Raw genomic sequence first — 22,091 nt, 5'->3', positions numbered from 1 at the left:
AACAGCCGGTGCGAACGGCCTCCCTCGGGAAGGGTGTGACCGAAACGGTTCACCGACTCACCGGAGGTATCCGTGGCGCCCGCCCTCGGCCGCATGCTGCGCTCCTCGCCGTACTGGCCCGTCGTCAGCGACCGGACCCTGCGGCGGGCTCTGCCCGGGTTCGCGTTCTCCGCCCTGGGCCACGGGATGGCCGCGGTCGGGGTGAGCTGGCTGGCGATCGAGCTGGCGCCGGCCGGATCGCGCGGGGCCTGGGTCGCGGTGGCCGTGGCCGCCTACACCCTGCCCGGGGCGGCGGGCGCCCTGCTCCTCGGCCGCTTCCTGCGCGACCGCGACCCCGTGCGGCTGGTCCGCTGGGACGCCTCGCTCCGAGCCGTCGCCCTGGGCCTGATCCCGGTGGCGTACGCGCTGGACGCGCTGGACGGCCCGCTGTACGTGGGGCTGCTGGCGGCCTCCTCCGTACTGCACTCCTGGGGTCAGGCCGGCGTGTACACCCTGCTCGCCCGAGTGCTGCCCGAACGCGACCATCTGGCGGGCAACGCCGTGCTCTCCACGGTGTTCTCGCTCGCCACCGTGATCGGCCCCGCGCTGGCGGGCGCGCTGATCGCGTGGACCGGGGCGGCGGTCGTGGTCATCGCGGTGGACGCGGTGGCCTTCCTGGTGCTGGCGATCGTCTTCCGCTTCGTGTCCGCGCCGGAGGACGGCCCGGCGGGCGGCCAGGCGGAGAGAACGGAGGAGGGGCCGGTGGAGCCCGGGGCCGCCCCGCCGCCCCGGCCGGCCGGGCTCACGATCATCCGGAACGATCCCGCGCTCTTCGGCGTGCTCGGGCTGAGCTTCGGCTTCTTCTTCCTCTTCGGACCGGTGTACGTCGCCCTCCCGCTGTACGTCTCCGAGGATCTGCGCGGCTCGGCGAGCCTGCTCAGCGGCTTCTACACCGCGTTCGGCGTCGGAGCCGTCCTCGGGGCCCTGGTCTCGGGCTACTTGAGCCGCTGGCGGCTGTGGCCCACCGTGATCGGCATCGTCATCGGCTTCGGGATCTTTCTGCTGCCGGTCGGACTCGGGGCGTTCACCCCGGTCGCCATGGCCTCGTTCGCGCTGGCCGGACTGGTCTGGCCGCCGTACTCCTCGCTCTCCACCACGCTCGTCCAGCGCGCGGCCCGGGGGCCGGAGCTGGCCCAGGTGCTGGCCGTCAACTCCTCGGTGAGGGTGGTGTCGGTGCCGCTGGGGACCGCGCTCGGCGGTCCGCTGGTGGCGGCCTTCGGCTCGGGGCGGACCCTGCAGATCTCGGCGGTCGGCATCCTGGCGCTCGGGATCGCCTCGGCGCTCGCGCTGGGGCTGCGCACGGCGGGGGGAGCCAGGTCCGTCCGTCCGCGGAAGTGAGCCGGGGCCGCACCCTCCGGGCCCCGCCCACGGGCCCGTTGGGACCTCGGCCCGGGCCGGCCGCGCAGACGGCCGCCGCGAGGACACCCGTACCGGCAGTCGTCCAGACCCCCGCACAGACCCCAGTAGAGACCGCCGTACAGGCAGCCGTAAAGCCCCCCGCACCGCCCGGCGTCCCGCCGGCGGGACGGAAGCGAGCGCTCCTGTGGATTCCCGGTCACGGGATCGTGTGGGCAGATATCATCTCGAATGCTTCCGGATCGCGGAAATTCAGATGTTCCCGACGGACGCTGAGATATGCACATCTTTTCGAGTTCCCCGCTGTGGCCGCCGGCTGATGGAGCGTTATGAGGATGGACGAAGCGATCGACGAGTCCGAGGGGCATCTGCTGGACCGGTTCGAGGCGGTGGTCCGCTCCGTCCCCGACGCGGTGGCCCTGGACCATCTCGGCGAACATCTCGCCTACCGCGAACTCGACGTCCGCGCCAACCGGCTCGCCCACCAGCTCACCGAGCACGGCGTCGGGCCCGAGGACGTCGTCGCCGTCTGCCTGGGCCGGGGACCCGACGCCATCACCGCGCTCCTCGCCGTCCTCAAGGCCGGAGCCGCCTATCTCCCCCTCGACCCGGCGCTCCCCCCGCAGCGCCTCGCCCACATGATCCAGGACGCCGGCACCCGGCTCGTCCTCACCGCTTCCACCCACACCCCCGCCCTCCCCACCGGCGACCTGCCTGTCCTCCACCACGACAAACACACCCCCGACCGTCACCCCGCCACTCCGCCGGACGTCCCCCGGGACCGGGACGCCCTCGCCTATGTCGTCTACACCTCGGGCACCACCGGCGTGCCCAAGGGCATCGCCGCGACCTGGCACACCCTCCACCACGTCATCCGCTTCGCCGTCGACGAGGAGGGGCCGGCGGCCGACGAACCGCTCGTCTGCCCGCAGTTCGCCTCGCTCGGCTTCGACGTCTCCCTGCTGGAGATCTTCACGACGCTGCTCCGGGGCGGGCGGCTGCTGCTGATCCCCGAGGTGCTGCGGCACGACCCCGACGGTTTACTCGATCTGCTCGCGGACCGGCGGGCCACCCGGATGTATCTGCCCCCCGCGATGCTCGATCAGCTGGCGGTCGCCCGGGCGGACCGGCCGGTGGATCTCGCCCTGACCCGGCTCTGTCTCTCGGGAGAGGCGCTCAGCCTGCACCCGGGCATCCGGGAGCTGTTGTCGGCGTTGCCGGGGGTGGTGCTGGAGAACCAGTACGGACCCTCCGAAACCCACCACGCCACCTCCGCCCTCCTCACCGGAGACCCCGGAACCTGGCCCACCACACCCCCCATCGGCCACCCCCTCCCCGGCCTCCACATCCACCTCCTCGACCACCGCCTCAACCCCGTACCCCCCGGCGTACCCGGCGAGCTGTACATCACCGGACCCACCCTCGCCCGCGGCTACCTCGGCCAACCCGCCCTCACCGCCCAACGCTTCACCGCCAGCCCCTTCCACCCGGGCACCCGCATGTACCGCACCGGCGACCTCGCCCAATGGACCCACCACGGCACCCTCACCTACCTCGGACGCACCGACGACCAGATCAAAATCCGAGGCCACCGCATCGAACCCGCCGAAATCGAAACCACCCTCACCACCCACCCCCACATCACCCACGCCACCGTCCACCTCCGCCACGACCAACCCCACCACCCCCACCTCACCGCCTACCTCGTCCCCACCGAGGGCGAGGAGTGTCCCGGGCCGGGGGACCTCCACGCGTTCCTGCGGTCCCGGCTGCCCGCGTACATGGTCCCGACCGCGTTCGTGCCGGTGGACGCGGTGCCGCTGACCCGCAACGGGAAGGTCGACCGGCTGCGGCTGCCCGCGCCGGCCCAGGAGCACCGGCCCTCGGGGGCCGGGGCGGCGCCGGAGAACGGGACGGAGCGGGCGATCGCCGACATCTGGCGGGAGCTGTTCGGCACGGAGGGCATCGGCGTCGAGGACGACTTCTTCGACCTGGGCGGGCACTCGCTGATCGCGACCAGGATCGTCTCCCGGCTGCGCGCCGCCGTGGACCCGGCCGTCTCGGTGCGCGATCTCTTCGAGCACCGTACGGTCCGGGCGCTCGCGGCGGCCGTGCGGGCGGCGGAGCCCGCGTCCGGGACGGGCCGGGTGCTGCCCCGGGCCGCCGGGACGGGCGAGCTGTCGTTCGCCCAGCGGCGGCTGTGGTTCTTCGACCAGCTCTCCCCCGGCTCCGCCACGTACAACGTCACGGTGGCGTGGCGGGTCGGCGGCCGGATCGATCCCCAGGTGCTGGCCCGGGCCCTGCGGGAGATCTGCGAGCGGCACGAGGTGCTGCGGACCTCCTTCGCCGAGTCCGAGGGCCGGCCGTATCCGGTGGTGAGCCCCTCGGCCGCGTTCGTCCTGGAGACGGAGGACCTCCGGGGCGCGGAGGACGAGGCCGTACGCCGGGTGCAGCGGCTGGCGGTCAAGCCCTTCGATCTCAACGCGGGGCCGCTGCTGCGCGTCCAGCTCTTCAAGGTCGCCGAGGACCGGCACCGGCTCGCGCTCCATCTGCACCACATCGTGGTCGACGGCTGGTCGATGGACGTCCTGTGGAAGGAGCTGTCGGCGCTGTACGACGCGTACGCGGCCGGGCTGCCCTCGCCGCTGCCGCCGCCCGCGATCCAGTACGCGGACTACGCGGCCTGGCAGAACGCCTGGCTGGAGAGCGAGCCGGTCCGGGAGCAGCTGCGGTACTGGACCGGGGCGCTGGCGGGGGCTCCCGAGTCGCCCGTGCTGCCGTCCCGGCCCCGGCCGAAGGTGCGCAGCGGGCGCGGGCGCACCCATCGCTTCACGGTGCCGGCCGAGACCGCCGAGGCGCTGGGCGCGGTCGGCCGGGCGCACGGGGCGACGCCGTTCATGGTCTTCCTCACCGCCTTCCATGTGCTGCTGGCGCGGTACACGGGCGGCAGTGACATCGTCACCGGCTCCCCGGTCGCGGGGCGGGTGCGGCCCGAGAGCGAGGAGCTGATCGGGTTCTTCGTCAACGCCATGGCGCTGCGGCTGAGGTGGTCGGGGGATCCGGCCTTCTCCGAGCTGCTGGCGCGGGCGCGCGCCACCGTCCTGGACGCGCAGCGCCATCAGGACATCCCCTTCGACCGGGTGGTGGAGGAGCTGGGTCCGGAGCGCGACCTCAGCCGTAATCCGGTCTTCCAGATCTTCTTCGCGTACAACGCGGCCGACGACCACCCCACTCCCGCGGGCTGGTCGGTGGAGCGCGCGGACACGGATCCGGGGCTGGCCCGCTTCGATCTGGAGCTGGAGCTGGAGGAGGGTCCGGAGGGGGTGCGCGGGGCGCTCTGCTACAGCACGGATCTCTTCGAGCCGTCGACGGTGCGCGGGCTGGCGGAGCATTTCGTCACCCTGTGCGCGGGGATCGCGGCGGATCCCGGGCGTACGGTGTCGGGGCTGCCGCTGCTGGACGAGACGGAGCGGGACCGGATTCTGCGAGTCTGGAACGAGCAGGAGGAGCGGGGGGAGCCCCGGGCGGACGAGGGGCATCCGCTGGACCGGTTCGAGGCGGTGGTCCGCGCGGCCCCGGACGCGGTGGCCCTGGACCATCTCGGCGAACATCTCGCCTACCGCGAACTCGACGTCCGTGCCAACCGGCTCGCCCACCGGATCGCCGAACAGGGCGTCGGGCCCGAGGACGTCGTCGCCGTCTGCCTGGGCCGGGGACCCGAGGCCATCACCGCGCTCCTCGCCGTGCTCAAGGCCGGAGCCGCCTATCTGCCCCTGGACCCGGCGCTCCCCGTACGGCGTCTCGCCCATATGCTCCAGGACGCCGGCGCGCGGCTCGTCCTCACCGCCTCCGCCCACACCGCCGCCCTCCCCGCCGGCGATCTGCCCGTCCTGCTCGTGGACGGGCGGGCGTCCGGCCGTCACCCGGCCACTCCGCCGGACGTGCCCCGGGACCGGGACGCCCTCGCCTATGTCGTCTACACCTCGGGCACCACGGGGGTGCCCAAGGGCATCGCCGTCACCTGGCGCACCCTCGACCACGTCATCCGTTTTGACGGGCACCGGGAGCGGACGCGGGGGATCGCGCCCCGGTCGTGCGCGCAGCTGGCGTCGCTGAGCTTCGACGTGTCGTTGCAGGAGGTGTTCGTCACCCTGCTGCGCGCGGGGCGGCTGGTGCTGGTGGGGGACGAGGCCCGGCGGGATCCGGACCGGCTGCTGGAGCTTCTGTCGGAGCGGGAGGTCGAGCGGGTGTATCTCTCGCCCGCGCAGCTCGACCAGCTGGCGGTCTCCTGGAGCGAGCGGCCCTCGGCGCTGGCGGTGCGCCATGTGAGCGCGGGCGGGGAGGCGCTGCGGCTGGGGCCGGAGGCGGTGGAGCTGTTGTCGGCGTTGCCGGGGGTGGTGCTGGAGAACCAGTACGGACCCTCCGAAACCCACCACGCCACCTCCGCCCTCCTCACCGGAGACCCCGGAACCTGGCCCACCACACCCCCCATCGGCCACCCCCTCCCCGGCCTCCACATCCACCTCCTCGACCACCGCCTCAACCCCGTACCCCCCGGCGTACCCGGCGAGCTGTACATCACCGGACCCACCCTCGCCCGCGGCTACCTCGGCCAACCCGCCCTCACCGCCCAACGCTTCACCGCCAGCCCCTTCCACCCCGGCACCCGCATGTACCGCACCGGCGACCTCGCCCAATGGACCCACCACGGCACCCTCACCTACCTCGGACGCACCGACGACCAGATCAAAATCCGAGGCCACCGCATCGAACCCGCCGAAATCGAAACCACCCTCACCACCCACCCCCACATCACCCACGCCACCGTCCACCTCCGCCACGACCAACCCCACCACCCCCACCTCACCGCCTACCTCGTCCCCACCGATCCGGGCACGCTGGATCTGGCGGCGGTCCGGGCACATCTGGCCCGTTTCCTCCCCGATTACATGGTCCCGTCCGCGCTGGTGCCGATCGACCGGCTGCCGCTGAACGCCAACGGCAAGGTGGACGTACGGGCGCTGCCGCGTCCCCGGCCGGCGGCGGCGGCGCGGCGGCGGCCCCGGTCGATGCGGGAGGGGCTGCTGTGCGAGCTGTTCGCGGAGGTGCTGGGCGTGGACGCGGTGGGCGTGGATCAGAACTTCTTCGACCTGGGCGGTCATTCGCTGCTCGTGCCCCGGCTGATCAGCAGGATCCGCTCGGCGCTGGGGGTGGAGCTGCCGATCCGGCGGCTCTTCGACGCGCCGACGGCGGGCGGGCTGGCCGCCGCGCTGGACGAGCGGGTCGCGGGACGGCAGGTCACGAGCGGGCTGGAGACGCTCTTCCCGCTGCGTACGGCGGGGACGGGCGTGCCGCTGTTCTGTGTCCATCCGGCGGCCGGGATCAGCTGGTGCTACGCGGGGCTGCCCCGGCTGCTGGGCCGGGGCGTTCCGGTGTACGGGCTCCAGGATCCGGGGCTGGCCGATCCGGCGCGGCTGCCGGGGAGTGTGGAGGAGATGGCGGCCGGCTATGTCGAGCACATCCGCGCGGTGCGTCCGCACGGTCCGTACCATCTGCTCGGCTGGTCGTTCGGCGGTCTGGTGGCGCAGGAGGCCGCGGTGCGGCTCCAGGAGCAGGGCGAGGAGGTCGGGCTGCTCTGTCTGCTCGACAGCTATCCGCGGTACGGGATGCGCGACGGCGGGCGGTTCGCGCTGTCGGCCCCGGCGGATCCGGGTGAGCGGGCCGGTGAGCTGCGGAGGGTGGCCGGGGTCTCGGTCGAGCTGGACGAGCGGGAGCTGGCCGCGGTGTATCGGTGCACGGTCAACAACGCGCGTCTGATGAGCCGGTTCGAGCCGAGGCGGTTCGACGGCGATCTCACCTTCGTCACGGCGGCCCTGGAGCGGGAGGAGGGCGATCCCGGCTGGGAGAGCTGGCGGCCGTATGTGTCGGGGGCGGTGGAGAACTCCGCGGTGGCGTGCGCGCATCTGGGGATGATGCGGCCGGAGCCGCTGGCCGAGGTGGCGGCGACGGTGCTCCGGGCGCTGCGGCCGGGGCCGGGGCGCGGGCGGCGGGCCCGCTCCGGTCCGGCCTGACGGCGCGGGGGCACGGGGTCCGGGGTCGCGGCGGACGGCGCCGGGCGGAGGAGGCAGTGCCTCCGCCCGGCAAGGGCTATTCCGGCCCTTTCCTTTTCCTTTCAGTATTGATCGAATTCGCTCGGGAATGAGATCACGGGTGACATTTTTAGCTGGGTGTCCATCGTGCGCCCCCGGTGATCTAGGAGCCCTTGTATCATCCATCGGGCGTGTTACGTTCTGTCCGGTCGACGCCTCCGGACAGAGGTGATACGCATCGGTCATCTCATGCTGAGAAGAGGCAGATCCGCACCTGGACCGAGAGGAATCACTTATGCGCGCCGACCTTCCGGTAAGGAACTCGACCGGCCTCGCGCTCACCGGGCGTTCCGCGTTCCCGCGCGAGAGCCGCCCGCTCGACCAGCCCGGCTCCTGCTGCACACCCGTCGGCGCGGTGGCCGAGCGGACCCGCCTCACCCTCCCCGACGATCTTCCGCTCGACGTCTGGTGCCGAATCGGGGATCAGATCGTCTCGGTGGCGGACTCCTCCGCGTGGTGGATCGGCGACTGGCTCGTCTTCGGCCAGGAGCAGTACCACGACCGGTACAAACACGCCATGAAGGAGACCTCGCTCGACTATCAGACGCTGCGCAACTACGCCTGGGTGGCCCGGAAGTTCGAGCCGTCACGCCGACGGGACGCGCTGACCTTCCAGCACCACATGGAGGTCGCGGCGCTCTCGGCGGACGACCAGGAGCACTGGCTGGACTTCGCGGTGCGGCTGGGCTGGTCGCGGAACGAGCTGCGGAAGCAGATCAGGGCGAGCACCGCCCCGGACGAGATACCGGACGCGAATCCGGAGATCCAGCTGAATCTGCGGCTGGACAAGGACCGGCTGAAGTGCTGGGAAGAGGCGGCGCACAAGAGCAATCAGAGCCTGATGGAGTGGATGTCCACGGTGCTCGACCGAGCTGTCTGAAACCCCCGGGGCCATCGATCGGGCAGCAGGGATCGGGCGTCGGGGATCAGGGATCAGGGATCAGGGATCACCCGGATTCTTCGGCGCGGAAATACTTGAGCGGGTTGATTCTTCGGTCCGGCGCGCATTTCCCGCCGCTCACGATCTCCGTCTCCTCCGCTTCCCACTCCCCGCTCGACACTCCGCACTGCGCAGTCCACACTCCGCCGAATATCGAATCGGTATGCGCGGCGGCCGCCCTCGTGCCCGGCTTCCGCATATCGCGGAGAACCACGACCGGAGCGGCCCGGGACGAAAGAGCGAATACGGCCGGCGTCCGGCCGCCCGCCCCCGCCGGGTCGCACGATCGGCGCACGGCCCATCCATCCGGCTACTCCATGTGGCGAGCCCTCAGGAACGCCCATAGCTTCGCCTCATGGCACAACGACAAAAGCACCAGAGAAGACAGATCGGATGCCTGCTGGGCGTGCTCGCCGCCGTGGTGTCGGGCGTCGGCGCCGCGCCGGCGGCCGAGGGCCCGGCGCGTCACACCGTACGCCCCGGGGAGTCGATCCAGGCGGCGGTCGACGCCGCGAAGCCCGGGGACACGGTCGTCGTCCGCGCCGGCACCTACCGCGAGAGCGTCCTGATCACCACGGCGAATCTGACCCTGCGCGGGTCGGGACCCGACACCGTGCTGGTCCCCGCCCCGGTCCGGTCCCTCGCCGCCAACAGCTGCGCGCGGGCCGGCCACGGCATCTGTGTGACCGGCACCGAGAAGGCGGACGCCGACCGGGTCGCCGTCCGCTCGCTGACCGTGCGCGGCTTCAAGCAGCACGGACTGTGGGCCTCCCGCACCGACCGGCTCTCGGTGCGGCAGGTGACCGCGGAGGACAACGGCGTCTGGGGGATCGCCCAGCAGCGCTCGACGCGGGCCTCGTTCCGCGAGAACACCGTCCGGGGCAACGGCGACGCGGGCATCTTCCTCGCCAACGCCGTCGACGCCGAGGGCGGGGCCACCGACCAGGGCGGGGCGCTGATCGCCGGCAACACGGCGACCGGGAACCGTATCGGGCTGACCGTACGGCGGGTCAGAAACCTCACCGTCCGGGACAACCGGCTCGCCGAGAACTGCGCCGGGATGTTCGTCGTGGGCGACGAGTCCAAGCCCGCCGCCGGGGCGATGACCATCCGCTCCAACACGATCGAGAAGAACAACAGGCTCTGCCCCGCGACCGCGCGGCTCCCCGTGATCCAGGGCTCCGGCATCGTCCTCACCGGCTCCGAGGCCACCGTCGTCCGCTCCAACACGATCCGCGACAACGTGGGCTCCGCCCCCATGTCCGGGGGCGTCGTGCTGTTCGAGTCGCTGGTGGGCGCGTCCAACACCGACAACGTCGTCGAGAACAACCGGATCGAGGGCAACGCCACCGCCGATCTGGTCCACCGAGGCGGCGGCGCGGGCAACCGGTTCACCGGCAACGCCTGCGCCTCGTCCGAGCCCGCCGGACTGTGCTGATCCCCAGCCGCCCGCCCCGCGCTCCCCCACCCGTCCCAAGGATGCGAGCAACGTATGACCACCCTCAGTACCCGACCGGTCCAGACCGCCCCCGCCGACGCCGCCCCTCCCCCGGGCATGCGACTGCGCGAAATCGTCTTCGGGGCGGCCTGCGCCGCCGCCGTACGGGCCGCGGCGCGGCTCGGGGTCGCCGACGCGCTCGGCGATGTGCCGGCGAGCGCGGAGAAGCTCGCCGCCGCCGTCGGCGCCGAGCCGGGGCCGCTGCGGCGGCTGCTGCGCGCCCTGTCCTGCCACGGTCTCTTCGAGGAGCGCCCGGACGGGACCTTCGGCCACACCGAGATGTCCCGGATGCTCCGCTCGGACGATCCGCAGAGCCTGCGCGACATCGCCCTGTGGTGCACCGAGCCCTGGACCTGGGCCGCCTGGCCCCGGCTGGACGACGCGGTCCGCCCCGGCGGGACCCCGGTCTTCCAGGAGCTGTTCGGGAAGGGCTTCTTCGAGTATCTGCACCAGGACGCCGCCGAGTCGGCCCAGATCTTCAACCGGGCCATGACCACCTCCAGCAAGCAGTCCGCGCTGGAGGTGGCCGAGCTGCTCGACCTCACCGGGGTCTCCTCGGTCGCCGACATCGGCGGCGGGCAGGGGCATGTGCTCGCCGGTCTGCTGGAGAAGCACCCCGAGGTGCGGGGCACCCTGCTCGATCTGCCCGATGTGGTCGTCAAGGCGGATCCCCGGCTGCTGGAGGGCGGCTCGCTGGCCGGGCGGGTCACGATCGAGCCCGGCGACTGCCGGCGGGCGATCCCGGTCCGGGCGGACCTCTACATCATCAAGAACATTCTGGAGTGGGACGACGACAGCACCCGGGCCACCCTCGGCCATGTGATCGCCGCGGCCCGCCCCGGCGCGCGGGTCGTCGTGATCGAGAACCTGGTGGACGACACCCCGTCGATGAAGTTCACCACCGCGATGGACCTGCTGCTGCTGCTCAATGTGGGCGGCGCCAAGCACACCCGGCAGAGCATGGTCGAGCGGATGACCCTGGCGGGCCTTCCGCCGGTCGACATCCGCCCGGTCAACGCCTATCTGCACGCCTTCGAGGCCGTCGTCCCCGGCTGAGCGCGACCGGCGCGCCGACGCCCCGGGCCCCTCCTCGGCGGAGGGGCCCGGGGCGTTCTCGCGGTCGCGCGCCGGTGCTAGCCCGGCGGCGCCCAGGTGTAGAAGCGGCGGGCCATCGCGTCCTTGGGACCCCGCCAGGTCTCCGGGTCGTACGGGCTGATGAACGCGTCCAGCCGGTCGCTCAGATCCCGGAACTCGGGGTGCTCGACCACTTTCGCCACCGCCGGTCCCGGCGGCCGGTCCGATTCGATCAGATGCAGATACACATCGCCGAACTGGAAGAGGCTGCGCCGCCGGACGCCGACGAGATGCGGCAGTTCGCCCTCGTCGGACGCGGCGAACAGCCGGGCGATGCCGTCGGCCGAGTCCGGCGTCATCCGGGCCACGATCAGCGCCTGGTGCGGAAAGGGGGCTTCGGTCATCGCTGGTCCGCCTCCCCCGCTCAGCCCGCGGCGGGAGCCGCCGTGCGGCGCTCCCGGTCCCGCTGCTCGATCTTGTCCCGGATGAGCGCCATCTGGATCTTCGAGTTGCGGTTGATGTTGTCGGTCATCCAGTCGTCGTCGACCGGCGCGTCCGGCTTCATCGCGAAGTCCTGCCGCCAGTGCATCCGGGTCCCGCCGGGGACCTCGGAGAACTCCCAGTGGATGTCCATGTGCTGGAACGGGCCGGTCTCCACCCGGCGCGCCCGTACCGTACGGCTCTCCCGGTCGGGGGTGCGCTCGGAGACCCAGCTCCACACCTTGCCGTTGTCGTCGGGGTGCATGGTCAGCCGGAAGGTGGTCGTGTCGCCCTTGCGCTCCAGAACCTCGACCGAGGCGTACTCGCTGAAGAGCTGGGGCCAGTTCTCCAGGTCGTTGGTGATGTCCCAGACGACGTCCAGGGGGGCTCTGACGGTGATCTCGTTCTCGGTGTGTCCGGGCACTTCAGGCTCCGCTCTTGGTCAGGGACTTGTTCACGAGGTCGAGGAACTCCCTCGGGGTGCGGCTCTTCTCCGCGTCCTGCGGCATCGGCGCGCCGTGCCGGTTCTCCAGCGCGGCGACGATGCCGAGCAGGCCCAGCGAGTCCAGGCCGTACTCCTCGAAAGAGGTGTCGGGGTGGTCCGCCAGCTGGGCCGGCTCCACGGCGATGCCGGCGTTCTGCCGCATCAGGCCGGCCAGTTCCTCCGGGGTCACTGCGTCTGTCATGCGCTTTCTCCTTGTCGGGTGGGGTTCCGCGGCGGGGGCGCGGGGGCCGCGCTGCGCAGCACGAGCGCCGCGTTCGACCCCATGAGGCCCCGGCTGAGCACCAGTGCCGTGCGCAGCGGGGCCCGGCGCGCCTTGCCGGTCACGACATCGATGTCGTGACAGACGTCGAAGACGTTCGGCGTGGGCGGTACGACGCCGTGCTCCATCGCCATGACCGCCGTGGCCACATCGAGCACCGGTCCGCCGCAGTAGGCCCGTCCGATGCCGGTCTTCGGGGCGGTGACCGGCACCCGCCGTCCGTGCGCGCCGAGCGCGTCGGTGATCGCCAGGGCCTCGGCGCGGTCGGCCTCCGGGACCCCGAGCGCGTCGGCGAAGACCACGTCGATCTCCTCCGGCGCGCACCGGGCGTCCTGGAGCGCGCCCTGGATCGCCCTGGCCAGTCCTTCCCGGGACTCCTGCCACCGGGAAGGACCGGTAAAGGTGGCCGCGTGCCCGGCGATCCGGGCGCGGGGCCGCGCGCCGCGGCGCAGCGCGGCCGTCTCCTCCTCGACCACCAGCATCGCGCCGCCCTCGGCGGGCACGAAGCCGCGGGCCTCGGTGGTGAAGGGCCGGTAGGCGCGGGCGGGGTCGTCGCTGGTGCTGAGGTCCTCGTAGCCGAGCTGGCAGACGACCGAGTAGGGCGCGAGGGGGGCCTCGGCGGAGCCGACGACGACCGCGTCGGTGCCGCGCCAGATCGCCCCGGCGGCGTGGGCGAAGGCGTCGAGGCCGCCGGCCTCGTCGCTGCACACCACTCCGCAGGGGCCCTTGAAGCCGCCGCGGATGGAGATCTGGCCGGTGCTGGCGGCGTAGAACCAGGCGATGGACTGGTACGGGCCGACGAAGCGGGAGCTCTTGCCCCACAGCGCCTGGAGTTCGCGCTGGCCGAACTCGCCGCCGCCGGATCCGGCGGCGGTCACCACGCCGACGCCGAAGGGCGAGCCCTCGTAGTCGGCGCGGCCGAGCCGGGCGTCGGCGAGGGCGAGGTCGGCGGCGGCCATGGCGAAGTGGGTGAAGCGGTCGGTCTGGACGAGGAAGCGCTCCTCGACCATGGTGTCCGGCTCCAGGTCGCGCACTTCGCCGCCGACGCGCAGCGGCAGATTCTCGCAGCCCTCGCGGGTGATCCGGTCGAGGACGCTGATGCCCTCCTGGGTGGATTTCCAGAAGACGTCGGCGCCGATGCCGTTGGGGGCGATGACGCCGATCCCGGTGACGACGGTGCGCCGGGGGCCGCTGTCGCGGTGGCGGTCGGGGCTCGGGTCGCGGCTCCGGCCCGCTCGGGTGCTGCTCATCGTGGCCTCCCACTGGGCCGGGTCATGACGACCGCGGACTGGAATCCGCCGAATCCGCTGCCGACGGAGAGCACATTGCGCAGCTTCCGCGAGCGGGCGGTGCGCGGCACGTAGTCCAGGTCGCACTCGGGATCGGGGGTCTCGTAGTTGGCCGTCGGGGGCACCGTCTGGCGGTCCATGGCCAGCACGCAGGCCACCAGCTCTATCGCCCCGATGGCGCCCAGCGAGTGGCCGACCATGGATTTGATGGAGCTCATGGGCGTGTCGTAGGCGTGGGCGCCGAGGGAGCGCTTGACGGCGGCCGTCTCGTGGCGGTCGTTCTGCTTGGTGCCCGAGCCGTGCGCGTTGACGTAGTCGACGGCGTCGCCGGCGATCCGGGCGTGGCGCAGGGCGGTGTCGATGGCGCGGGCCATCTCGTGGCCCTCGGTGGTGAGTCCGGTCATGTGGTAGGCGTTGCCGAAGGTGGCGTAGCCGCTGATCTCGCAGTGGACGGTCGCGCCGCGGGCGCGGGCGTGCTCCAGCTCCTCCAGGACGAGGACCGCCCCGCCCTCGCCCATGACGAATCCGTCGCGGTTGGCGTCGAACGGCCGGGAGGCGTGCTCGGGGTCGTCGTTGTTGGGCGAGGTGGCCTTGATGGCGTCGAAGCAGGCCACGGTGATCGGGGAGATGGGCGAGTCCGAGGCTCCGGCGAGGCAGATGTCGGCGCGGCCCTCCTCGATGGCGTGGAAGGCGTAGCCGACCGCGTCGAGTCCCGAGGTGCAGCCGGTGGAGACGGTCTGCACGGGTCCGTGCGCGCCGATGTGCTCGGCGACGGCGGAGGCCAGGGTGGAGGGGGAGAAGGCGCGGTGGAGATGGGCACCGGCGGGGCGGTGGTCCACGTCCCAGCGGGTTCCGGCGGAGGAGACGGCGACATAGTCGTGCTCCAGTCGGGTGGTGCCGCCGACCGCGGTGCCCAGGGACACTCCGACCCGCCAGGGGTCTTCCTCGCCGGGGTCGAGCCCGGCGTCGCGTATCGCCTCCCGGGCGGCCGCCAGCGCGAACTGGATGTAGCGGTCCGAGCGGGCGACGTCCTCGGCGTCGAGGCCGTGCTCGGCGGGGTCGAAGTCGACCTCGGCGGCGATCCGGGAGCGGAATCCCTCGGGGTTGAAGAGGGTGATGCCCCGGGTGGCCGTGCGGCCGTTCTCCAGCAGGTCCCAGAAGGCCGGGGCGCCGACGCCGCCGGGGGCGACCACGCCGACCCCGGTGACCGCCACCCGCCGGGTCACGAGACCGCCCCCGAGCGTTCCGGCGGGCCGCCGGGGGCGGCGGTCCCGTCACCGGCCTCGGCGGCCTCGGTGTCGACGTGGCCGAGTTCGGGGCGGGGGGCGAGCGGGCCGAGGTGGAAGACCATCCGGGCCTCGGTGTCGCCGACGTTGCGGAACCGGTGGCGTACGTTCAGCGGGATCATCAGGCCCTGGTCGGGCCGCATGGAGTGGGTGACGCCGTCGAGGTCCACTTCCAGGAGTCCGCTGACCACATAGACGAACTCCTCGGAGTACGGGTGGTAGTGCTCGCCGATGCGCTCGCCGGGCCGGATGATGGCCAGGCCCATGAAGCCGCTGGTGGCGCCGACGGCGGTCGGGGTGAGCAGGGCTCGCAGATCCCCTCCGCGCCGGGTGTTGGGCTTGGTCTCGCTGAGGTCCACGATGCGTGGGGTGTGCGTGGTCATTCTGCTTTCCTCCAGTTGGCCTCGGTGGCCCGGCGGGGACCGGTGGGGCGCGGGTCAGGCCTCGGGCGCCGCGAGCCGGTCGGTGATCAGTTGCATGTCCGAGTTCGTGACGAAGCGGGAGATGTCGTCCTCGGTGCCCCGGGCCACGTCGTCGCCGTCGACGAGCAGCCGGGCGAGGATGGCGGCCTTGCGGTGGCCGCGGACGCCGAGCGCGAGCGCCGGGTGGTCGTCCAGGGGCCCGTTGACGTCGATGAGCCGGACGACGATGTCGTCACGCTGGAAGACGGTGCTGCCGACGATGGGATTGGCCGGGTCCTCGGCGGCCGCCTCGTCCTGCCGGGCGAGCAGCCGGGCGACGGCGAGGCCGCACTCCTCCTTGGCCTGGTAGAGCAGCGCGTGCCGGTTGGCCTCGTCGGGCCAGGGGCCCTCGGCCGCCACGTGGTGCACCGCGGGGAGGGCGGCGCGGGTGAAGAAGAGCCGGGCGGAGTTGGGGTCGTCCAGGTCCCGGTCCTGCTCCAGATAGGGGTTGATGGCCTCTTCGACGGCCCGTACCTCGGGCTGCCGGGCGACGTGGCGCAGCGCCGCCATCAGTTCGCCCTGGACCTCGATGGCCCGTACCACCCGGTTGCCCTGCATGAAGAGGGAGGTGCGGCGCAGCCGGGTCTGGTCGTCCACGCGCGCGGACGGCGAGGTGTAGCCGGCGAGGATCTTGGCCACGGCCTTCTCGCTGCCGGGCTTGACGGTGAAGGTGAGGGCGTGGCGCACGACTCCGTCGCCGACCCGGGGGGAGGCCTGGAGGCCGCCCTTGAGCTGCTGCTCGGGGGTGGCGCTGAACGCCTGCCCGGTCTCGCGCAGCACGCTGAAGCGCAGGGAGCGGGTGTCGCGTACGCAGCTGTGCAGCGGGAGGACCGTCTCCACGTGCTCCTCGCTGTTGACCCAGGCGAGGAAGGGCGGTGCGCTCTCCCATTCGCTGGTGATCAGCCACTGGGAGGGGTTCTCGATGGACTGGCAGAGCTGGTCGCTGATGTGTCCGGGGACGGAGGCGACATGGTTGCGCATGTGCTCGTACGCCTCCAGGAACTGCTTCTGGGCGCCGTCGTAGAGATCCAGCAGCAGTACGACCCGCAGTCTGGAGCCGTCGAAGGCGGACTGCGATATCCGTTCCGACAAGGTGGTCATCCCTGTTCACACTCCTTCGCGACCGCGCCGCCGCCACGGACATGGCCCCTCGTCAGTCGTCGTTCGGTATCCGCCGCGGGCGGTGGTCGGCCGCCGTGCGGTGCGCGCGATCGCCCCTGGGCCGGGGCGCTCCCGTGAACCGATCGTGGTCCGGTACCACGTGTGGCGCGAGAGATGGGCACCATGCGAGTGAATGGGCGGGGCAAGGGCGATCGTGACGGGCACACAGATTGCATGGAAGGGACCCTCAAGAACGCCAATCACGCCGAGACCGCCGCTCACGCAGAGCCTCCCGGGGACACCGGGCCCCCCGACGGCGCGGTGCGGACCGCGACCGCCGGGGGCTGCGGGGCGGCGGACGTCCGCGTGCCGATCCTGATCGTGGGCGGCTCCCTGGTGGGCCTGTCCACCTCGATGTTCCTGAGCCGGCACGGCATCGGGCATCTGCTGGTCGAGAAGCACTCGGGCACCTCGACCCATCCGCGCGGGCGGGGCATCAACGTCCGCTCGATGGAGCTGTTCCGGGGGGCGGGGGTGGAGCGGGAGATCCGCGACGCGGCCGCCGTCCTCGCCGAGAACCATGGAATCCTGCAGGCCGGCTCGCTGACGGGCGACGACCAGGAGTGGCTGTTCAGGGAGATCGACCCGGGGGGCGGGCTGGCCCGGATCAGCCCGTCGACCTGGTGTCTGTGCAGCCAGAACGACATCGAGCCGGTCCTCGCGGCCCGGTCCCGGGAGCAGGGGGCCGATCTGCGGTTCGGGACCGAGCTGCTCTCCTTCGAGCAGGACGCCACCGGGGTGACGGCGCTGGTGAAGGATGTGCGCTCGGGGGCGCACACGACGGTGCGCGCGGACTATCTGGTCGCGGCGGACGGGCCGCGCAGCCCGGTCCGCGAGCAGTTGCGCATCGGTCAGAGCGGGGGCGGCGAGCTGTTCCACAATGTGAGCCTGACGTTCACCTCGCGGCAGCTCATCGGGATCGTGGGGGATCGGCGGTTCATCGTCTGCTATCTGACGACTCCGGGGGCGGACGGGGCGCTGCTGCCGGTGGACAACCGGGAGCGCTGGGTCTTCCACGCGCCGTGGAGTCCGGAGCGCGGCGAGACGCTGGAGGACTTCACCGACGAGCGCTGCCGGGATCACATCCGGGCGGCGGTGGGCGCTCCGGGCCTGGATGTGGAGATCACCGGGAAGGCTCCGTGGCATGCCGCCGAGCGGGTGGCGCGGCGGTATTCGGTGGGCCGGGTGTTCCTGGCCGGGGACTCGGCCCACGAGATGTCGCCGACCGGCGCTTTCGGCTCCAACACCGGTATCCAGGACGCGCACAATCTGGCCTGGAAGCTGGCGGCGGTGCTGAAGGGCTGGGCGGGCGCGGGGCTGCTGGACAGTTACGGCGAGGAGCGGCAGCCGGTGGCGAAGGCGACGGGCGAGCGGGCGTCGGCGCGTTCGGCGGAGCACAGCCATCCGGGGTACGCGGCTCCGGTGACGCCGGGCGGGCGGCAGGGCGGGGTGCTGACGGTGGCGATGGGGTACGGCTATCCGCGCGGTGCGGTGATCGGCGTCGATCCGGCGCGTCCGGTGGTGCCGGAGCGGATGGCGCTGACGGGGGAGCCGGGGACCCGGGCGCCGCATCTGTGGGTGCGCAAGGAGGGGGTGCGGCTGTCGACGCTCGATCTGTACGAGCGTTCACTCGTCCTGCTCTGCGGGGAGGGGGCCGTCTGGCGGGACGCGGCGCACAAGGCGGCGGCGCGGCTGTCCGTACCGCTGGACGTGTACGCGATCGGGGACGGGCCGCTGGCGGATCTGGTCCCGGAGGAGGGGTGCGACTGGACCGGGACGCACGGCACGACGGCGGAGGGCGCGCTGCTGGTACGGCCGGACGGGTTCGTGGCCTGGCGGTCGGCGGGCGGCGCGCTGGACGGCGAGAAGGCGGTCGCGGAGGCGTTGGCGCAGGTGCTGCGGCTGGGGTCGTCGGGCTCTCATCAGGACTGATTCCCCGTCGGGCGGGCAGCCGGGAGGTCACGCGCGTCGGGGGGATTCGGGGAAACGCGTTACGTGTGTGACCTCCGCGTTCTACCGTGCGCGGATAGCCCGCCGGGTACGGGAGGTGTACAAAGAAGACATGGCCGAACGTTACGGTCGCCCACGCTCGGTCTTGCGCATGCGGACTGTCGCCGGGCAGGTCTTTCTCCTCCAAGTGGCGATCGTGCTGTTGCTCGTCGGCGCGAGCATCGTCGCGCTCGTCCTCCAGTCGCACGCCGACAGCGAGCGGGAGGCCCTCAACCGGTCGACGGCGGTGGCCCAGACCTTCGCCGACTCGCCGGGCATGGACGCGGCGCTGCGCAGCCGCGATCCGTCGGCGATCCTCCAGCCGAGCGCCGAGGACGCCCGCAAGGACGCCGACGTCGACTTCATCGTGGTGATGAACACCGACGGCATCCGGTACACCTCCCCGCTGCCGAGCGAGATCGGCGGCCGGTTCGTCGGCGACATCGGGCCCGCGCTCGACGGCGAGGTGATCACCCAGCGGGTGCCGAGCAATCTCGGCCCGCTGATCCAGGCGGTGGTGCCGGTCTTCGACCGGCGCGGCACGGTGATCGGGGTGGTGTCCTCCGGGGTCACCGTGGAGCGGGTGAGCGGGGCGGTGGAGGACCAGTTCCCGCTGCTCTTCGGGGCCGCCGCGGTGGTGCTGCTGCTGACCACCGGGGGGACGGCCCTGGTCACCCGGCGGCTGCGGCGGCAGACCCATGGGCTCGGTCCGGAGGAGATGACCCGGATGTACGAGCACCATGACGCGGTGCTGCACGCGGTCCGCGAGGGGGTGCTGATCGTCGGGGAGGACGGGCGGCTGCTGCTCGCGAACGACGAGGCGCGCCGGCTGCTGGAGCTTCCGGTGCGGGTGGAGGGCCGGCTGGTCACGGAGCTGGGGCTGGATCCGCAGACCGCGCGGCTGCTGGCGTCGGGCGGGACGGTGACCGACGAGGTGCACCAGGTCGGCGACCGGCTGCTGGCGGTGAATCAGCGTCCGGCGAGCCGGGACGGCAGTCTGCTGGGGAGTGTGGCGACCTTCCGCGACACCACGGAGCTTCAGGCCGTCAGCGGCCGGGCGGAGGTGGCGCAGGGGCGGCTGAAGCTGCTGTACGACGCCGGTACGGAGATCGGGACCACGCTGGACGTGGTGCGCACCTGCGAGGAGCTGGCCGAGTTCGCGGTGGGCCGGTTCTGCGACTACGCCACCGTCGATCTGGTGGAGCGGGTGCTGCGCGGCGAGGAGCCGGTGTCGACGGGCGCGGGCGAGGACATGCGGCGGGTGGCGGCGGCCGGTCTGGGCGAGACGACGGCGCACTTCCGGCTGGGCACGACGATCCGCTATCTGCCGACGACCCGGATGGGCGCGGGGCTGAGCGAGGGCGAGGCGATCCTGGAGCGGGATCTCGGCGCGTACGCGGGGTGGGAGCAGCAGTCGCCCCAGCGGGCCGAGCAGCTGGTCGAGGCGGGTTTCCACTCGATGATCGCGGTGCCGCTGCGGGCGCGCGGGGCGATTCTGGGCGTGGCGATGTTCTGGCGTTCGCGCACGTCGGAGGCGTTCGAGGAGGAGGACCGCTCGCTCTCCGAGGAGCTGGTGGCGCGGGCGGCGGTGAGCGTCGACAACGCCCGCCGCTACGACCGTGAGCACACCATGGCGGTGACCCTTCAGCGCAGTCTGCTGCCGCGCGGGCTGCCGGAGCAGACGGCGCTGGACATGGCGTACCGCTACCGTCCGGCGCAGGCGGGGCTGGGCGGGGCCGGCGGGGTGGGCGGGGACTGGTTCGACATCATTCCGCTGCCGGGCGCGCGGGTGGCGCTGGTGGTGGGCGATGTGGTGGGCCACGGGCTGCACGCCGCCGCGACGATGGGTCGGCTGCGTACGGCGGTGTACAACTTCTCCACGCTGGACCTGCCGCCGGACGAGCTGCTGTGGCATCTGGACGAGCTGGTGGTCCGGCTGGACCAGGACGAGTCGGCGAGCGGGCCGGACGTCCAGGTCACGGGTGCGACCTGTCTGTACGCGATCTACGATCCGGCCTCGGGCCGCTGCACGGTCGCGCGGGCGGGGCACCACCGGCCGCTGGTGCTCCACCCGGACGGGACGGCGTTCTTCGCGGATGTGCCCGGCGGTCCGCCGCTGGGGCTGGGCGGGCTGCCGTTCGAGACGCTGGAGCTGGAGCTGCCCGAGAACAGCAGTCTGGTGCTGTTCACGAAGGGTCTGGTCGAGGACCGGGACCGGGACATGGACGAGGGGCTGGCGCTGCTGCGGGAGACCGTGGAGGGGCATGCCGGGCGGACCCCGGACGAGACCTGCGAGGCGGTGCTGGGAGCGCTGCTGCCGGAGCGTCCCCGGGACGATGTGGTGCTGCTGGTGGGGCGGACCCGGATGCTGGACTCGGGAGAGGTGGCGGAGTGGGACGTCCCGTCGGATCCCTCGGCGGTGGGCGAGGTGCGGAACGCGGTCACCCATAAGCTCGGCGAATGGGATCTCGGCGAAGAGGCGTTCACGACGGAGTTGATCCTGAGCGAGCTGGTCACCAACGCGATCCGGTACGCGATCGGACCCATCCGGGTGCGGCTGATCCGCGACCGGACGCTGATCTGCGAGGTGTCGGACCACAGCAGCACCTCGCCGCATCTCCGGCAGGCGGCGAGCACCGACGAGGGGGGCCGGGGGCTGTTCCTGGTGGCCCAGTTCGCGGACCGGTGGGGGACGAGGTACACGCCGGACGGGAAGGTGATCTGGACGGAGCAGCCGATCGCCGAGGAGGAGACGGAGCCGGAGAGCGCGGCGGCGCCCGGGGACGGGGTCCGATAGCGCTGTGGATCGGCGGTCCGCCGGGCGCGGGGAAGACGACGGTGGCCCGGCTGCTGGCGCGCCGGCACGGTCTGCGCCGGTACAGCGCGGACGCGCACACCTGGGGGCACCGGGACCGGGCGCTGGCTGCGGGTCATCCGGCGGCGCTCCGCTTCGAGTCGCTGTCCCCCGGGGAGCGCTGGTCCCGGCCGGGCGGGGAGCTGCTCGCGATGTCGCTGCACCATGAGCGCGGTCCGATGATCGCCGACGATGTGCGGGGGCTGCCGGCGGCTCCCGCCGTGGTGGTGGAGGGCACCCCGGTCACCCCGCCCGTCGCCGGGGTCCACGCGCTGTGGCTGCTGCCGACGCCCCGGGTGCAGCGGCGCAGGCTGGCGGAGCGGGGGCTGGGCGAGGGCGCGCTGGAGCTGTACCGGCTGCTGGTGCGGGAGATCGGCGCCCAGGTGACGGAGTACTCCGGCGCGCGGCTGGCCGTCGACGGCGACCGGGGCGTACGGGAGACCCTCGCCGCGGTGGAGGACCACTTCGCCGAGGCCCTGGCCTCGGCTCCCCGCGAGACGACCGCGGCCGGCCGGGCGGGGCTCGCCCGGTACGCGAACGAGGCGCTGGCGGGCCAGTACCGGGGGTACTTCGGCCGGCCGTGGGCGCGGGGGGACGCGGGGGCGACGGTGGTGGCGTTCGACTGCGAGTGCGGGGCGGCGGACTGCGAGGAGGACGTGGCCCTGCCCCGGCGCGACTTCGGCGTCTCCCCCGTCCTGGCCCCGGGCCACGCCGCGCCGGGAGCGTGAGCCCGCCGGAGCGACGGCCCGCG

General features: G+C 72.7%; 15 protein-coding genes. 8 read left to right on the top strand and 7 right to left on the bottom strand.

Going from position 1 to position 22,091, the window contains the following annotated elements; translation table 11 throughout:
• The first annotated feature begins 72 nt into the window (after nt 1-72).
• The 5 genes from ACF089_RS17605 (at nt 73) to ACF089_RS17585 (ending at nt 11,038) form a co-directional block, all read left to right on the top strand.
• Nucleotides 73-1,377 (top strand): MFS transporter, encoded by a 1,305-nt coding sequence (locus ACF089_RS17605; protein WP_392027045.1) that lies wholly within the window; start codon nt 73-75, stop codon nt 1,375-1,377.
• Nucleotides 1,378-1,730: 353 nt separating this feature from the next.
• The gene (locus ACF089_RS17600; RefSeq protein WP_392027043.1) at nt 1,731-7,466 is read left to right on the top strand and encodes an amino acid adenylation domain-containing protein; all 5,736 of its coding nucleotides are present in this window, start codon (nt 1,731-1,733) and stop codon (nt 7,464-7,466) included.
• Nucleotides 7,467-7,779: 313 nt separating this feature from the next.
• On the top strand, nt 7,780-8,424 hold the full coding sequence (locus ACF089_RS17595) for an LmbU family transcriptional regulator (protein WP_392027040.1): 645 nt from the start codon (nt 7,780-7,782) through the stop codon (nt 8,422-8,424).
• A gap of 415 nt (nt 8,425-8,839) precedes the next feature.
• Nucleotides 8,840-9,922, top strand: a complete 1,083-nt coding sequence (locus tag ACF089_RS17590) for a nitrous oxide reductase family maturation protein NosD (protein ID WP_392027038.1) — start codon at nt 8,840-8,842, stop codon at nt 9,920-9,922.
• Between the two features lie 54 nt (nt 9,923-9,976).
• On the top strand, nt 9,977-11,038 hold the full coding sequence (locus ACF089_RS17585; RefSeq protein ID WP_392027035.1) for a methyltransferase: 1,062 nt from the start codon (nt 9,977-9,979) through the stop codon (nt 11,036-11,038).
• Between the two features lie 77 nt (nt 11,039-11,115).
• Here ACF089_RS17585 and ACF089_RS17580 read toward each other — a convergent pair whose 3' ends face one another.
• Genes ACF089_RS17580 through ACF089_RS17550 form a run of 7 tightly spaced genes read right to left on the bottom strand, consistent with a single transcriptional unit; the run spans nt 11,116 to nt 16,437 of the window.
• A complete protein-coding gene (locus tag ACF089_RS17580; protein WP_392027032.1) occupies nt 11,116-11,460 on the bottom strand; it encodes a TcmI family type II polyketide cyclase in 345 nt (114 codons plus the stop codon).
• A gap of 20 nt (nt 11,461-11,480) precedes the next feature.
• Nucleotides 11,481-11,960, bottom strand: a complete 480-nt coding sequence (locus ACF089_RS17575; RefSeq protein WP_392027030.1) for an SRPBCC family protein — start codon at nt 11,958-11,960, stop codon at nt 11,481-11,483.
• A gap of 1 nt (nt 11,961) precedes the next feature.
• The gene (locus ACF089_RS17570; RefSeq protein WP_392027027.1) at nt 11,962-12,222 is read right to left on the bottom strand and encodes an acyl carrier protein; all 261 of its coding nucleotides are present in this window, start codon (nt 12,220-12,222) and stop codon (nt 11,962-11,964) included.
• On the bottom strand, nt 12,219-13,550 hold the full coding sequence (locus ACF089_RS17565; protein WP_392027025.1) for a ketosynthase chain-length factor: 1,332 nt from the start codon (nt 13,548-13,550) through the stop codon (nt 12,219-12,221). The genes ACF089_RS17570 and ACF089_RS17565 overlap by 4 nt, the downstream gene beginning before the upstream one ends.
• Complete coding sequence (locus ACF089_RS17560) at nt 13,547-14,815, bottom strand: beta-ketoacyl-[acyl-carrier-protein] synthase family protein (RefSeq protein ID WP_392027023.1); 1,269 nt, start codon at nt 14,813-14,815, stop codon at nt 13,547-13,549. The genes ACF089_RS17565 and ACF089_RS17560 overlap by 4 nt, the downstream gene beginning before the upstream one ends.
• Entirely contained in the window at nt 14,812-15,258 is a 447-nt protein-coding gene (locus ACF089_RS17555) for a cupin domain-containing protein (RefSeq protein ID WP_392027021.1), read from the bottom strand. The genes ACF089_RS17560 and ACF089_RS17555 overlap by 4 nt, the downstream gene beginning before the upstream one ends.
• A 54-nt stretch (nt 15,259-15,312) precedes the next feature.
• Entirely contained in the window at nt 15,313-16,437 is a 1,125-nt protein-coding gene (locus tag ACF089_RS17550) for a SchA/CurD-like domain-containing protein (protein ID WP_392027018.1), read from the bottom strand.
• A gap of 234 nt (nt 16,438-16,671) precedes the next feature.
• Here ACF089_RS17550 and ACF089_RS17545 point away from each other — a divergent pair, with 234 nt between their 5' ends.
• The 3 genes from ACF089_RS17545 to ACF089_RS17535 all read left to right on the top strand — a co-directional run bounded on the left by ACF089_RS17545 (nt 16,672) and on the right by ACF089_RS17535 (nt 22,068).
• Nucleotides 16,672-18,429: an FAD-dependent oxidoreductase gene (locus ACF089_RS17545; protein WP_392027015.1), complete on the top strand. Its 1,758-nt coding sequence runs from the start codon at nt 16,672-16,674 to the stop codon at nt 18,427-18,429.
• 130 nt (nt 18,430-18,559) lie between these two features.
• Nucleotides 18,560-21,283, top strand: coding sequence for a SpoIIE family protein phosphatase (locus ACF089_RS17540; RefSeq protein ID WP_392027013.1), 2,724 nt, complete (start codon nt 18,560-18,562; stop codon nt 21,281-21,283).
• Between the two features lie 41 nt (nt 21,284-21,324).
• The gene (locus ACF089_RS17535; RefSeq protein WP_392027010.1) at nt 21,325-22,068 is read left to right on the top strand and encodes a hypothetical protein; all 744 of its coding nucleotides are present in this window, start codon (nt 21,325-21,327) and stop codon (nt 22,066-22,068) included.
• Nucleotides 22,069-22,091: the final 23 nt, after the last annotated feature.

This window comes from Streptomyces sp. NPDC014894, from assembly GCF_043080985.1.
Taxonomy (GTDB): domain Bacteria; phylum Actinomycetota; class Actinomycetes; order Streptomycetales; family Streptomycetaceae; genus Streptomyces.
This window is presented reverse-complemented; position numbering and strand designations above follow the sequence as displayed.

Excerpts from the sequence above, each read along its gene's own strand:
- ACF089_RS17600 (WP_392027043.1), top strand. The coding sequence starts at position 1,731 with ATGGACGAAGCGATCGACGAGTCCGAGGGGCATCTGCTGGACCGGTTC.
- ACF089_RS17595 (WP_392027040.1), top strand. The coding sequence starts at position 7,780 with ATGCGCGCCGACCTTCCGGTAAGGAACTCGACCGGCCTCGCGCTCACC.
- ACF089_RS17590 (WP_392027038.1), top strand. The coding sequence starts at position 8,840 with ATGGCACAACGACAAAAGCACCAGAGAAGACAGATCGGATGCCTGCTG.
- ACF089_RS17585 (WP_392027035.1), top strand. The coding sequence starts at position 9,977 with ATGACCACCCTCAGTACCCGACCGGTCCAGACCGCCCCCGCCGACGCC.
- ACF089_RS17580 (WP_392027032.1), bottom strand. The coding sequence starts at position 11,460 with ATGACCGAAGCCCCCTTTCCGCACCAGGCGCTGATCGTGGCCCGGATG.
- ACF089_RS17570 (WP_392027027.1), bottom strand. The coding sequence starts at position 12,222 with ATGACAGACGCAGTGACCCCGGAGGAACTGGCCGGCCTGATGCGGCAG.
- ACF089_RS17565 (WP_392027025.1), bottom strand. The coding sequence starts at position 13,550 with ATGAGCAGCACCCGAGCGGGCCGGAGCCGCGACCCGAGCCCCGACCGC.
- ACF089_RS17555 (WP_392027021.1), bottom strand. The coding sequence starts at position 15,258 with ATGACCACGCACACCCCACGCATCGTGGACCTCAGCGAGACCAAGCCC.
- ACF089_RS17550 (WP_392027018.1), bottom strand. The coding sequence starts at position 16,437 with ATGACCACCTTGTCGGAACGGATATCGCAGTCCGCCTTCGACGGCTCC.
- ACF089_RS17545 (WP_392027015.1), top strand. The coding sequence starts at position 16,672 with ATGGAAGGGACCCTCAAGAACGCCAATCACGCCGAGACCGCCGCTCAC.
- ACF089_RS17540 (WP_392027013.1), top strand. The coding sequence starts at position 18,560 with ATGGCCGAACGTTACGGTCGCCCACGCTCGGTCTTGCGCATGCGGACT.